Raw genomic sequence first — 13,914 nt, 5'->3', positions numbered from 1 at the left:
CTGTCCTCAGCTTCACCGCCCTGCTGCGACAGGGTCAGCGGTGCAGGTCTCTCACCTCCACACAATCGAACAACGCCTCATGGCGCACGAGTACGGATACTCATGAGCACTGTCAGTGCTGTGTTCGATACTTTCTCCCAGTCAGTTGTCGGTTACACGGGGGATGTGTGGGAGGGGTGGGGCGTCGTCATGTCGCGCTGGGACATCCGGCCGGAGGGTGTGCAGGGCACGGTCGGGAGGACGGCCGAGGTGGCGGGGAAGCTACAGGGGCAGGCCCGGTCGTACCACGACCATGTCGAGAGCGTGGCGCAGAGTGCGGGCACGCTGGCGGGTCCCTGTGACCCGGCCAGCATGGGCATGAGCCCGGTCGGTGCGGCGGTCGTCGCGTACGCGAACAATGCCACGCAGACGCTGAACGCGATCGCGGACCGTGCAGAGAAGACGCTCAATGGCACGGTTGCGGCGGTGGGTTGGTATCTGTCCGGTGATCTGGAGATGGCGGAGAACGCCGAGAGGGACGCGATAGCCGGGCGTGAGGCGAAGACTCCCTGGGACAAGAAGTGATCGAGCCGATCGACCCGATATCCATACCCCACTACACGGGCAACCTGGGCGAGCTGCAGAAGGCCGTTGCGTCCTTGAAGAAGGACGCGTCCGGGATCCGCGCCACGGGCGCGAACACCCACTCCACCTTCCAGGGTCTGGCCCCTGACTATGACGCTCCGGAGCGGGACCAGCTGCTGGCCACGACGATCCCGGTGCGCGATCAGGCGAGCCAGTTCGCCCGCAACCTGGAGACGGTCCAGTCGGCGCTGTCGGCGTACGCCTGCGAAATCGGCCCGATCGTGAAGGAACTGGACCGTCTGCGGGAGCAGGCGGTCGCGTTCCGGGACTCGGTCAAGGACGACGAGCACTGGCGGAAGAACCAGGGGAAGATCGACGAGAACGCCCGTCTGATCCGCGCGGTGGCTGTCGCGCAGGAGAAGTTCCACGCGGCCGAGCGTGATGCCGTCAACAAGATCACGGCTGTCTACTGCGGCACGGCGTTCCTGACGGTGGATGACGGTTCCCACAAGCCGGGCATGTACGGCTACGACCCCAAGGCGGTCGCCAAGGTCACGGAGACGCCGTGGGGGACGGTCGAGAAACGGGAGCACGGGGCACTGGAGACGGCCTGGGACCGCACGTGGCACATGGTCACCAACAACCCGGCGGCGGACTTCGCCAAGGGTTTCGTGATCGACGGCACATGGGGCACCGCGCGCGGTCTGATGACGGCGTTCGGCTGGGACGGCAAGGACAAGGCCGCCGCTGCTTGGAAGAACCTCGGCGTGCTGGCGGCCGGTTCGGTCACTTTCCCGTGGTCGCAGGCCACTCGCATCCTGCCGGACTCCTGGCTGCCGAAGCAGGCCAGGGAGTACAAAAAGGCCGCGAACGCAGCCGACAAGGGCTTCCTAGCCTGGGACGAATGGAAAAAGAACCCACACCGCGCCGCCGGAGCCGTCGCCTTCAACGGACTCACCATACTGATCCCCGAAGCCAGGGCAGCCGGCCTGACCCGGGCCGGCACCACAACGGGCAAGATACTGACCACCGTTGCCCGGATCGGCGAGGTGGCCGACCCGGTCAACCTCGCCACGAAGGGCATCGGCAAGGGCTTCACCGCCGCCAAGGGCGCCCTGGAATCCGCCAGAATCGGCGACCTCCACGACATCGCCCTGCGCAACGCCGCCCACCTGACAGAACGCATCCCGGGCACCAACGAGAAGGCCCTCAAACTCACGGCAGCAGACGAAACCCCCACCTACATCACACAGAACGGCACCTGGCTCCGAGCCGACGGCACCGAATTCCCCACACACAGTGCGGCACCGAAGGAACTCAGCGCGACCGAGCGCGGGGCTGCACAGGATCACCGCGTCTTTGCCCACGCGGGGGGCGGTGGCAGCAATGCTGCGGACAGGGCTATGGGCCACTCCGGAGCAGGCTCGGCGGAAACGTCTGCATACGAGAGCGCCAACCGTGATCTGACAGCGCACGCCAACAGCCGTGCCTCCGAGGCTCCTTCCCGCACTACGTCGATGACTGGTGACGGCGGTTACGCCAGCCACCAAGGTGGTCATGGTTCGCAGCACGGCTCAATGCACTCGTCCGACTCCAGACATGGCGACGGCCACGAACGTCCGCACCAGAATGGGCACGGAGCCGGCGACGGCCTGGGGGAACACGATCACGGAACTGGCGAGGGCGGCGAACGCGATGCCAACGCCCGTGGCAGTGGCGCCGACGGTACAGACCACCACGCTTCTGGTGTGGACAGCGAATTTCCGGCATCTCACGACCCCGGTTGGGGCGGTGCAGGCTGGGTGGAGAACCCATCGGAGTACGCGGCCAATGTCTACGAGGCGGTTCGAGGCACGCCCAATAGCGTCGACCTTCCAAAAATCGCCGATCACACGGGCATCAACGAATCCGTATTGAGAGATGTCAAGACGCACCTCTTCCGCTCGCAGCATGACATTGCAACCGGACCGAACCAAGTGAAGAGAGGGCCCTTCACCCCGCGTGACGACATCGCCCAGTTGTGGATGTCTGCAACAGAAGGGAAGCTCGACAAGGCGGGGCAGCGGCAATTCCGGCATCTTATGGCGCACGAGTATGTAGAGAGCAAGCTGATGAAAGCCGGAATGCCTTATGTTTCACACCACCCCGACATCTATGATCCCGTCGAGGGCTATCGCCTCTTTCCGACGGAACCACGTCACTTCGGTGCACACGATGTAGCCCCGAACGACAAGGTAGGCGGCTTGAAGCACTGGAAGAAGAGGATGGGCCTCAAGATCCCTCCGGAGCCCATAGCCAAGGACCTGTCCAACATCGATGACATAGTGAAGGCTGCCATGCAGCAGCTGCGGGTGAAGGGGCTGGACCTGAAGTGACTCAAGGACCTGCGCGCATGATGCTCGACCGCTTGCGTGCCATCGACTGGGAAGATGACGACGCCGTCTTCGATCACGCGCCGTCGAGGGCAGCGTTGATGCGCGAGTACCATCGGCGGATGGCCCATTGGGCACGTGCGTTCAACGCCGAAGCACACTGGCCGTTCTTCGACATCGTTCAGCACATCGACCCAGCCTTCACGTTGAGTGACGATGTTCGCGCTGAGCTCGATGGCTATCTCAGCGAGAACGTGGGCTGGCCCTCGATCGCACGCACCTGCCGTGGAGCCGTCAACTGGGCGGAGTTCCGGGCCGGAGCAGAGATCGCCCTGCCTGAACTTGAAGACCCCTATGAACCACTACTCGTGATGTACGAGCGGGGTGGGGGGTTCACAGTCGAGAGCGAGTTCATCGACCTCACCGGGATTGCCGTGCGGATCAAGCCGTTGTCGGATTACCTCTTGGCCGATCCGATCGTGCAGCTCGATTCAGAGGTACTGGACTCGCTGGACGAAATGTGATCGCCGCTGGGGGCAGGGGCAACTTGAGTCGGCCAATGCCCCCGCGGCATCTGGAGAAGATCCGCGCCACAATCGTTCGTGAGCCTCAGCGAGGTACGCGGTTCGCGGGTGCACGGCCCCGGAGAGGCGCGAGCCGGTTCCTCGTCATGCAGTCGGGACAGGCGTAGATCTTTCTGGCCACGTGGTCACCCTCGACGATGTCGACCGCTGTGGCTTTGGCCGACGGCTTCTTGCACCACGCGCAGTGCCTGCTCACCGCGTCTGCCCCTGTCGCCTTCCGGCCTTGCCGACGAGCAGCCGGATGTTCGCCGGGTCGCAGAGCATGCCGTTGTCCTCCGGCGCCGGCATGAGCCAGTGGGTCCCTGGCGGCTCGCGGCGTGTGGGGGCCGGTACCCCGAGGTAGTTGGTGGGGTGGTGCCTGCCGATGCACTGGGTCCCGGGTTCCGCCCAGTCCTGGGCGGTGTCCGGCGGTACGAGCAGGCAGTACCGGGTCCGCGTGCGGGAGACGATGACGGCGCTGGTGATGCCGACTGCACGGAAGTGGTTCTGGATCGCGGCCCGGTCCTTGACGCCGCACATGCCGTTCTCCACGATTCCGGAGGGCACTTGGACGACATCGAAGTGCATGCCGACCTGAAGCGTGGCGGCCACTCCTCTCCTCCACGACTCGCGTGCGTCGTCCGGACGCCGCTCCCGGGAGACGAGCCAGAGGGCTGCTCCCCAGAGGTCCACCATCATGGGGGGAATCATCACGCCCGGCCTCCGGCTCGCAGTCGCACGGAGGAGTCCGGCCTGCCCCGTCCGGCACGATGCCGTGCGCACAGGCAATCCGGAAACCTTATGGTGCCGGGCGGCAGGTCGAGACCGTCCTGCGACATGCCCGGTTCCCGATCGGCCCGAGGAGCCAGGAGCCTGCCGTCGATGCCCTGATTCGTGATCCGGCGGGGCAGTTGTTCCCGCGCGGCGCTGCACATGGTGCGCCCCCTATGTCTTTTCGTCGCTGTGCGAAAGACCGTAGAGGGGCTAAGAGTTGACTAGGGGGACGACCTGTCCCCCTGCCTTGCGATGGGACGAACGTCCCCGTGACTTCGGCGCTATGCGGCAGTCACGCCGACAGCCTCGGCGAGTGCAGCTGCCTCGGCTTTGAGCGGTCCGGATGCCGTCTTGGCCAGTTTGGCGGCAAGCCCTCGCGCCATGGGTACGTATCGAACGCCTTCGGGGCTCACGCGGTGCGCATGGCCCAGGTAGTGGACAGCCGCTGCTGTCTCCTTCTTCTGCTGGTGTCCAGCGGCAATGTCCAGCAGCAGCCGGGAACGACGTTCGAGTGAGGCGATCTTCTCCGGCAGGATGGACTCGGCACGCCGCAAGGCCTCGCCCGGAGTCAGGAGGCCCACGCCGACGCTGACTCCATGAACGGCAACGTTCGCAGCGTCGAACGCCGACTGCGTGTGGGTGTAGTCGGCAGGCAATCGGCCTGCCGTACGGTCGGCTTCTGCCAAGTAGCGCTCGGCATCACCGGAGCGGCCGTCGAGGCCGCAAGAGATCGCAGCCTGAAGGTTCAGCGCGCCGTAGATGCCGAGCACGTCAGGGGAACCGCCCTCCAACTGGTCTCGCAGCAAGGTCATGCCCGCTTCATCGGTCTGTACGGCCTCCTCGGCGAAGCCCGCCGAACGCTGTCCGATTGCTGTCGACCAAGCCGCAAGAGCCAGCGACATGGGGTCGTCGGCTTCTTCGCTGTGTGCCCGGCCGCGGTCCAGGGCGACCCAGTAGAGCTCCGGCTCACAGATATGGGCCAGCAAGCGCTGTACGAGTCGATACAGGTCACTTGCGGCGGCGTGAGCCTGACGGCGCTCATCACCCTCGTGCGCCTTGATGCACCTGTGGGCGTCGCAGATCAAGTCGGGCAGCAGTGCACCGACTTCCGTTCGCTGGTGAGTGCTGCTGTGCCAGAGTCGCCAGGCGCTGTCCACACGGCCCCTCAACATCTCGGGCCTCACCGGGCCCACGGAAGGGACGGTGGCGAACGAGGCGCCCAGCATCGCCGCCCTGATGGCCGGCACTGCGCTGTGGGAAAGCTTGCCGACTGCTTCGACAGAGATACCCAGCTCGCCCCCTGTCAGGGTTGCCACGTCCGGCACGTGCAGCACGTTTGCCAAGCGGACAAGGTGGGTGATCGACCGGATTTCGCGGTCACCGTTCTCGATTTTCTTCAGCCAGTCGGACGACCGGCCAACCAGGCCGGCCAGTACCGGCCGAGACATCCCACGGCGTTCGCGGAGGATGCGAATGCGTTCACCGGTCGTCAACTCAGCGGGCAGGTCAGCCATGACGTGCGCTCCCTCGACAGGTAGGGCTCCGACACCCGCAGAGTACGCCCGTTGAACGGCCCGGAACACGCGTCAAGCCTGCTGGCAACGCCTTGTTCGGTTCCGCCTCAGCACCGGCTGCCGCGATATCTCGGGCAGGCGCTAGTCCGCGAAGTCCTTCAGCTCTTCTGTTTCCAGGGTGATACCGACCGGTTCGGGGATCTCGATCGGTGTGCCGTACGCCCGTAGCGTCAGGCTTCGGTACCTGCCGCCTTCCGGTACGGAGTACACGGCAACCGAGCTGTCCTCGCGGTCCACAAGGAGGCAGACCGGGATGCCTGCTGCCGCGTATCCGTCCCGCTTGGCCACCCGTTCGCAGTGGTTCGCGTGAGCGTTGTGCGCGGTGACCCCGACGACCATGAGTACGCCCTTCGGGTCCGACCACTCGCCGTGCCCGGCGAAGTGTCGGCGAGGAGCAAGTACCCCGTCGGGGCGGACGCGGTCTGTGCCGTTGCTGCCGGTCTTCAAGCCACACCCCTGGTACAGCCACGCCCACGGGAGTTGATCCCTGCACGTCATTTGCAGCCACATGACGATCTCGCTGTGATTGCCGTCCTGCACCGGCTTGACCTCGATCCTTCCGCCGACGAGCTCCAGACGTACGGTTTCCGGCGCCGTGCGGGCCAGTTCCTCGAAGTCTTCGGCAGGCAGCGTCACGCTCTGCTCCTTTTACGTGTGCGGTTGATGGCCCGAAGGTGCTCAACGTGGGTGTGGACCGCGGCGCCCGAGGGGCCATGCGATTCGTGGGGACGGGCCTCGCCCCGGCACTCCCGGCACACCCCGCCCGGCAGGGCCTCCGGGCGGCCGGGGGTGGCGCAGACCGTGCATTCCAGGATGCGGAGCGGAGCGGGGGTCGGCTCCGGTTCCGGGGGGAGTTTGTCCGTGAGGCGGCGGCGGGCCAGGGCGGCCGCGTGGTGGACCTCGGGTGGCAGGCCTGCCGTCAGGGCGCGGATGATTGCCTGTTCATCCGCGCCGCGGTTCAGCCATTGTTCGGCCAAGGGTTCCAACGCCGTGCAGTCTGCTGCCGAGAGCGTCATGCGGGGGTCCGTGCGGCCCGCCGAGGCCAGGGCTGCGTAGGCGTTCGAGCGGGTGGGGCGGGGTGGCTGCGGCGGTGCCGGGACATCTCCCGCCAGGACCGGCTCCCACCACGCGTCGTCCCTCGGGGTGCGGGAGAAGTACGTGCGCGTCACCCAACGCGCGCTGCCGTCCTCGCTCTTGACGTGCTCCTTCACCCGGCGCAGGTGGCCCGCCTCCGACAGGCGTCGCAGCGCCGTTCGGCATGCTGCCTGGCCGTACGAGGGCACGTGCGCCGCCAGGGTTTTGGCGTCCATCGCCGCGCCTTCCGGCAGGCGGTCGATGAACGCCGCGATCGTCGCCTCGCGCGGCTTCAGGTGTGCGAAGTCGGCCCGGCTGCGGGGGGCTTGGTCCGGTGCGCTGCGCTTGCCGTAGCCCGGTTTTGCCAAGGGGTGTGCGATAGAGTTGGGCTCAGCCATGGGGTCGTTTTCCTTAGCCTCGATCTTCATGGTCAGACCCCGGTTGGTGTTCCCGCACCCTCCGGGGTTGTTTTGTTGCCGCTCCGGACGCTAGAGGCTCGCAACACTTCGTTGCAACCGCTCACCAAAGGTGAACACGCGTGCTACGCACGCGACTTGGGTGGGTGGGTGGGTTCAACAAACCCACCATTCCTTGCATAGAGCGCTCGGATCCCGACCCCCGGAGCCCGGAGCTCACCTCGCCTCAGCTCAGCGCCGGGTCGAGCACCACCTCCGTGTCCCGTTCCACCGTCGGCGGTTCCGGGAAGTGGCACGCCGACAGGTGGCCCTCCCGCGAGCCGTCCGCCGGGGCGAGGGGCGGGGTCTCCGTCGCGCACAGGTCCCGCGCCTTCCAGCACCGCGTGCGGAAGCGGCACCCCGACGGGGGGTCGATCGGCGACGGTACGTCCCCCGCCAGCCGGATGCGTTCACGGCTCGCACCCTCGCCCGTCGCCTCCGGCACCGCCGACAACAGTGCGTGCGTGTACGGGTGGCGCGGGCGCCGGTAGATGTCGTCACGGTCGCCCACCTCCACGATCCGGCCCAGGTACATCACCGCCACCCGCTGCGAGAAGTGCCGGACCACGGCCAGGTCGTGGGCGATGAAGAGGAACGCGATGTCCAGTTCCCGCTGGAGCTTCTGCAGCAGGTTCACCACCTGCGCCTGGATCGAGACGTCCAGCGCGGACACCGGCTCGTCCGCCACGATCAGCTTCGGCTCCAGGGCCAGCGCCCGTGCCACCCCGATGCGTTGCCGCTGGCCGCCGGAGAATTCGTGCGGGAAGCGGTTGTAGTGCTCGGGGTTGAGGCCCACGGTCTCCAGGAGTTCGCGGACGCGGGCCTCGCGGCCGCCCGGCGGTGCGATGCCGTTGATCTCCATCGGGCCGGAGACGATCTTTCCGACCGTCTGCCGCGGGTTCAGCGACGAGTACGGGTCCTGGAAGATCATCTGGATCTCGGAGCGGATCGGGGCGAGTTCCTTGCGGCTCGCGTGGGTGATGTCCTGGCCCCGGTAGCGGATCCGTCCGGCGGTCGGTTCCAGCAGCCGGGTCAGCAGCCGGCCCGTCGTGGACTTGCCGCAGCCCGACTCGCCGACCAGGCCGAAGGCCTCGCCGGAACGGACGGTCAAGTCGATGCCGTCGACCGCCTGGACGGCGCCCACCGTTCGCTTCACCGGGAAGCCGCCCCTGATGGGGAAGTGTTTGGTCAGCCCCTCGGCGACCAGGATCTCGTTCATGCCGCTCCTCAGCCCTCAGCCCAGCCGGGGCTTGATCCGTTCGGTGAAGGTCGTACGCTTCTGGTCCGGCGTCAGATGGCAGGCCGAGCCGCGGCCCGCGGGCAGCTCCGGGCGCTCCGACCCGCACCTGCCCCCGCCCACGTCGGCGACGAAGCCGCACCGCGGATGGAACGGGCACCCCGGCGGCGGCGCCAGCAGGCTCGGCGGGGTGCCGGGGATCGGGGTGAGCGGCTCCGTCACGTCCGAGGTCAGCCGGGGCATCGAGCCCAGCAGGCCCCAGGTGTAGGGGTGTTGGGGCGCGCGCAGCACCTCGTCCACCGTGCCGCGCTCCACCGCCCGTCCCGCGTACATCACCAGCACCTCGTCCACCGTGTGCCCGACCACGCCGAGGTCGTGCGTGATGAGCACGATCGCCGCGCCCGTCTGCTGCTGGAGTTCCTTCAGGAGGTCGAGGATCTGCGCCTGCACGGTGACGTCCAGCGCCGTCGTCGGCTCGTCGGCGATCAGCAGCTCCGGGTCGCAGACCAGCGCCATGGCGATCATGGCGCGCTGCCGCATGCCGCCGGAGAACTGGTGCGGGTAGTCGTCCACGCGCAGCCCGGCGTTCGGGATGCCCACCTTCTCCAGCATCTCGATCGCCCGCAGCCGGGCGTCCCGCTTCGAGGCGCCGGTGTGCTTGCGGAAGGGTTCGGAGATCTGGCGGCCGACGGTGTAGTAGGGGGAGAGCGCGGTGAGCGAGTCCTGGAAGATCATCGCCATCTTGTTGCCGCGCAGCTTCTCCAGGACGGACTCGGGGGCGCCCGTCAACTCCTGGCCGTCCAGCAGGATCTCGCCCCGGATCTCGGTGGACCGCGGGTCGTGCAGGCCGAGCACGGCGAGGTTGGTGACGGACTTGCCGGAGCCGGACTCGCCGACGATGCCGAGGGTGCGGCCGCGCTCCAGGTCGAAGGAGAGACCGTCGACGGCCTTGACGGTGCCGTCCTCGGTGTCGAAGCGGACGAAGAGATCCTTGACGGACAGGAATGCGGTCACGGTGGTGAACTCCCTGAGGGGCCTGAGGAATTACGCGAGCCGCACCCGCGGATCGATGAAGGCATAGGCGGCGTCGACGACAATGTTCGCCAAGACGATCGCCGTGCAGCTGATCAGCATCACGGCCATCAGCGTCGGCAGATCCGTCTGGTTGACTGAGTCGACCGCCAACCTCCCCAGCCCGTGCAGACTGAACGTGAACTCGGTGATGATCGCGCCCCCGAACAACGACCCGAGGTCGATGCCGAAGATGGTCACGATGGGGGCGAGCGCCCCCCGCCACGCGTAGCGGAAGAAGACCGTGCGGCGGTCCAGCCCCTTGGCGCGGGCGGTGCGTACGTGGTCCTCCGACAGCTGCTCGACCATCTGCGAGCGCGTCATACGGGTGTAGTTGGCGACGAAGATGATGGAGAGGACGAGCCACGGGATGAGCATGCCCGTGAACCACTTCCCCGGGTTCTCGGTGATCGGGTAGTAGGCGGGGTTGTCCGCCCAGTGCAGGCCGGTGACGAACACGGCGAGGGCGAGGATGCCGACGAAGTAGATCTGCAGCGAGTTGGCGACCAGCGACAGCGAGCTGAAGAACTTGTCGATCCACCGGCCCTGGAAGGCCGCGGCGATCATGCCGAAGCCGACGCCGACGGTCAGGAAGACGACGGCGCTGCCCACGGTGAGCGACAGGGTGGTGGGGAAGCGGTCCACGATGGTGCCCCAGACCGGCTGCTGGTTGGAGAAGGAGTAGCCGAAGCAGGGGGCCGCGCAGTGGCCGACGGAGTAGTCGCGGCCGGTGAAGATGCCCGTCATGTAGTGCCAGTACTGGACGAGCACCGGCTGGTCGAGGCCCAGGTTCTTGTGGATGACGGCGAGCGCGTCGGCGGTGCAGTTCTTGCCGCAGGACATGCGGGCCGGGTCGGAGGGCAGCGCGAAGAAGAGGAAGAACGTGATCGCGCTGATCAGCAGGATGATGACGAGCGCGCCGGCGGTCCGGCGGGCGAGGAATCTCAGCATGGCTGCGCTGCCTCACGGTTCGGGCGTGGCGGGGCGGGACGGAGGGAGCGGCCGGCCGGGCCCGTACGGCCCGGCCTTCCGCCGCGGTTACTTCACGAAGACGCCGGACGGGTCCGGGTAGCCGTACACCGGGTGGTACTTGACGCCGCCGAGCCCCGAACCCCAGATCGAGAACTGGAGGTTGGCGTAGGTGGGCACGGCCGGCACGTCATCGGTGAGGATCTTGTCGGCGAGCTTCATCCACTCCGGCGCCGCCTTCTTCACGTCGGGGATCGCGTTGACGCGGTCGATCTCCTTGTTGACGGCGGGGTCGTTGAGGTGGGTGTAGTTCTGGGCGCCGTCCGAGATCACCCGGCCGTCGTAGAGCGGCGGGACGACGGTCGAGGCGACCGGCCAGTCCGCGCCCCAGCCGGTGCGGAAGATGTCGAAGCCGTTCTTGACCTCGGCGATCGAGTTGTCCCAGACGTTGGCGTCGATCTCCTTCTTCTGCACCTTGAAGCCCGCCCGCTCCAGGGCCTGGGTGACGACCACCGAGACCTTCTGCTGGACGTCGGTGTTGGCGTAGGCGTAGACGATCTCCTGGCCCTCCTTGCCGGCCTCCTTCAGCAGGGCCCTGGCCTTGTCCGGGTCGCCGTTCGGCTTGGCCTTCTTGCCGAACGGGTCGGAGGCCTTGTAGCCGTCGATGGAGGGGGAGATCAGGTTGGTGGCCAGCTGTCCGGCGGTCGCCCCGCCGATCTGCTGGATGATCTGGCCGCTGGGCACGGCGTAGGCGAGGGCCTTGCGGACCCTGATGTCCTTGAGCCGGTCCATGTTGAAGTTGATGACGTCGAGGTAGGGCTGGATCTCGATGAAGCGGCGCGACTTGGTGCCCGGGTCCTTCAGCACCTGCTCGACCATCTCGGGCGCGACGGCGTTGGTGTACGACATGCCGGCCTTGTCGGGGCCCTGGTCGGAGAGCAGCCGCCGGGTGGAGTCGGTGGCCTGGTGGCCGAAGCTGATCTCGAACTTGTCGGGGTACTGGGTGCGGATCGGGTCGGTCTTCGGGTCCCAGTTCTGGTTGCGCACCAGGGTCAGCGACTTGCCCGTCTTGTAGTCGGCCACCTGGTAGGGGCCGGACGCGAAGGGCGCGTTGTCGTACTTCTGCTTCCCGTCCTTGTCGGCCTTCACCGCACCGACGTTGGGCATCGCGGTGGCGAACGGGGTGTCCGCGTGCGGCTTGAGGAAGTGGAGGACGACGGTCTTGTCGTCCGGGGTGTCCAGCACCGAGGACGGCAGGTGCTTGCCGTCGTACGGGCCGTCCGGCAGCGCCTTGCGGTAGCTGGTGCCCTCACCGGAGAGCCACTGCTGGATGTACTGGGGGCCGTCGGTCTCGAACGAGGCGTAGAGCCGCTCGATGCCCCAGCGCACGTCCTGCGCGGTGATCGGCGAGCCGTCCTGCCACTTCAGCCCGTCCTTGAGCGTGAACTTCCAGGTCTTCCCGCCGTCGGAGGAGGTGCCGGTGTCGGTGGCGAGGTCGCCGACGAGCTTGATCTTCCCGTCGGGGGCGATCTTGTAGCCGGTGAGCGAGCGGTTGTAGAGCAGCTGGTTGATCAGCATGTCGCCGTAGTAGATCTGCCCCGGGTCCAGGTGGTGGAAGGCGTCGCGCTGGAGGACGGTGACGGTGCCGCCCTTCTTGGCGCCCGAGGGTGCCGGGGCGGGGCCGGTCGAGTCGGCGGCGGTGCCGAGAGAGTAGTTGGCGGACACGTTCTTGTCCTGGCCGGGGCCCGCGCTGTCGGTCGCCCCGCCGCCTCCGCCGCCCCCGCTGCTGCACGCGGAGAGCACCAGGGCGCCGGCGGCCAGCACCACGGCCGTCCGGAGTGCCCTGCGGTTGACTGTCGTCCTCATCGATCTGCACCTGCCTGTCGGTTGACGGTGGAGAGTGCCGGTTCGGGCCGCCGGGGCGGTCAGCGCCGGGTGCGGGGGTCGAAGGCGTCCCGGACGGAGTCCCCGAGCAGGTTGAAGGCGACCACGAAGATGATCATCGCGAGCCCGGGAAAGAAGATGTAGGTGACGTCGCTCTCGTAGTACTTCGCCCCGTTGGCGAACATCCGCCCCCAGTCGGGGGTGGGTTCGACGACGCCGACGCCGATGAAGGAGAGCCCCGCCTCGGCGGTCACCAGGGTCGGCAGCATCAGGGTCGACTGCACCAGGATCGGCGTCCACAGGTTGGGCAGCAGCTCCTTGGTGATGATGCGCCAGGGCGAGGCCCCGGTGACCTTCGCCGCCTCGACGAACTCCCGCTCCCGCAGGCTCAGTACCTGGCCGCGCAGCAGCCGCGCCAGGCCCATCCAGCCCAGCACCCACAGGACCAGGATCAGGGTGATGACCCGGAGGTAGGTCGGGGTCTCCTTCTCGGGGCTGACGAAGAGGGAGTAGACGACCGGGGTGAACGCGACGAACGACAGCTGCTGGGGGAAGGCGAGCAGCAGGTCGATGAAGCGGCCCAGGAAGTAGTCGGTGCGGCCGCCCAGATAGCCGGCCGTCACCCCGACCAGGATGCCCGTCACCACGCACAGTGCGGTGGCCGCCGTGGCGATCAGCAGCGAGGTGCGGATGCCGTAGACGAGCTGGGTCAGCACGTCGCGGCCCAGGGTCGGCTCGATGCCGAACCAGAAGCGGCCGGAGATGCCCCCGTTGGGGGCGATCGGGTAGCCGAACCGGTTCAGCAGGCCCGGTTCGTCGAGCCCGTAGGTCTCCGTCGGGTTCTTGCCGTAGACCATGGAGATCAGCGGTGCCGCGACGGCGACGAGGAAGAAGAAGACCACGATCCAGGCGGAGATGACGCCCGAGCGGTCACGTCTGAAGCGCCGCCACATCAGCTGCCCGGGCGAGCGGCCCACCGGCGGGCTTGCGGCCGGGGCATCGTCGAGGGTGCTGCTGCCGGTGCTCCGGGAAGGGCTCGTCATCGCGTGCATCCCCCGCCAAGTCGTCTCGGTCCCCGACGTGTTGATCACGGTGTGACGTATCGAACACGTTGGGTTGAGCGGACTCTGGCAATGGAGTTACGGCGCAGTCAAGGGGGCTGCGGAGGAAGACGCGGCGCTCCGCCGCATCTTGAGCGAAGGTTGTGCAGATCGAGGTGGCGGCGTGCTTGACAGCAAGGTCAAGCACGCCGCGGACCGTATCACTCCATGGGGCGCGCCCGGCGGACCTCCGCCACGCGGCGCCGGCGCGCCGTAGGCGCCCCGTAAGGGGCGCGGGGAACTGCGCGATCGGCCACGACGCGCCAGATCGTAATAG

The 13,914-nt window shown here is 67.4% G+C and carries 12 protein-coding genes; 3 read left to right on the top strand and 9 right to left on the bottom strand.

Translation table 11 applies throughout. The features are described from left to right. Positions 1-102 precede the first annotated feature (102 nt). Genes ACWD4B_RS32650 through ACWD4B_RS32640 form a run of 3 tightly spaced genes read left to right on the top strand, consistent with a single transcriptional unit; the run spans position 103 to position 3,460 of the window. Entirely contained in the window at positions 103-564 is a 462-nt protein-coding gene (locus ACWD4B_RS32650; RefSeq protein WP_451424159.1) for a DUF6507 family protein, read from the top strand. Next, on the top strand, positions 561-2,939 hold the full coding sequence (locus ACWD4B_RS32645; protein WP_451424158.1) for a hypothetical protein: 2,379 nt from the start codon (positions 561-563) through the stop codon (positions 2,937-2,939). Before ACWD4B_RS32650 ends, ACWD4B_RS32645 begins: the two co-directional genes overlap by 4 nt. 17 nt (positions 2,940-2,956) lie before the next feature. Next, a complete protein-coding gene (locus ACWD4B_RS32640) occupies positions 2,957-3,460 on the top strand; it encodes a hypothetical protein (protein WP_451424157.1) in 504 nt (167 codons plus the stop codon). 252 nt (positions 3,461-3,712) lie between these two features. Here ACWD4B_RS32640 and ACWD4B_RS32635 read toward each other — a convergent pair whose 3' ends face one another. The 9 genes from ACWD4B_RS32635 to ACWD4B_RS32595 form a co-directional block, all read right to left on the bottom strand. Beyond that, complete coding sequence (locus ACWD4B_RS32635; protein WP_451424156.1) at positions 3,713-4,198, bottom strand: hypothetical protein; 486 nt, start codon at positions 4,196-4,198, stop codon at positions 3,713-3,715. A 356-nt stretch (positions 4,199-4,554) separates the two neighbouring features. Next, positions 4,555-5,787 carry a helix-turn-helix domain-containing protein gene (locus ACWD4B_RS32630; RefSeq protein WP_451424155.1) on the bottom strand — a complete coding sequence of 411 codons (1,233 nt, stop codon included), beginning with the start codon at positions 5,785-5,787 and terminating at the stop codon, positions 4,555-4,557. Between the two features lie 141 nt (positions 5,788-5,928). Continuing rightward, on the bottom strand, positions 5,929-6,483 hold the full coding sequence (locus ACWD4B_RS32625) for a Uma2 family endonuclease (RefSeq protein ID WP_451424154.1): 555 nt from the start codon (positions 6,481-6,483) through the stop codon (positions 5,929-5,931). Further along, entirely contained in the window at positions 6,480-7,319 is an 840-nt protein-coding gene (locus ACWD4B_RS32620) for a hypothetical protein (protein WP_451424153.1), read from the bottom strand. The genes ACWD4B_RS32625 and ACWD4B_RS32620 overlap by 4 nt, the downstream gene beginning before the upstream one ends. Before the next feature lie 244 nt (positions 7,320-7,563). After that, entirely contained in the window at positions 7,564-8,595 is a 1,032-nt protein-coding gene (locus ACWD4B_RS32615) for an ABC transporter ATP-binding protein (protein WP_451424152.1), read from the bottom strand. Between the two features lie 15 nt (positions 8,596-8,610). Continuing rightward, positions 8,611-9,627, bottom strand: coding sequence for an ABC transporter ATP-binding protein (locus tag ACWD4B_RS32610; protein WP_451424151.1), 1,017 nt, complete (start codon positions 9,625-9,627; stop codon positions 8,611-8,613). A gap of 30 nt (positions 9,628-9,657) precedes the next feature. Beyond that, on the bottom strand, positions 9,658-10,635 hold the full coding sequence (locus ACWD4B_RS32605; protein WP_451424150.1) for an ABC transporter permease: 978 nt from the start codon (positions 10,633-10,635) through the stop codon (positions 9,658-9,660). A gap of 87 nt (positions 10,636-10,722) precedes the next feature. Beyond that, positions 10,723-12,519: an ABC transporter substrate-binding protein gene (locus ACWD4B_RS32600; protein ID WP_451424149.1), complete on the bottom strand. Its 1,797-nt coding sequence runs from the start codon at positions 12,517-12,519 to the stop codon at positions 10,723-10,725. 59 nt (positions 12,520-12,578) lie between these two features. Next, the gene (locus tag ACWD4B_RS32595; RefSeq protein WP_451424148.1) at positions 12,579-13,580 is read right to left on the bottom strand and encodes an ABC transporter permease; all 1,002 of its coding nucleotides are present in this window, start codon (positions 13,578-13,580) and stop codon (positions 12,579-12,581) included. Between the last annotated feature and the right edge of the window lie 334 nt (positions 13,581-13,914).

It is taken from the genome of Streptomyces sp. NPDC002536 (assembly GCF_053594995.1).
The sequence above is the reverse complement of the archived record's forward strand: the minus strand, read 5'-3'. Positions and strand labels throughout refer to the sequence as shown.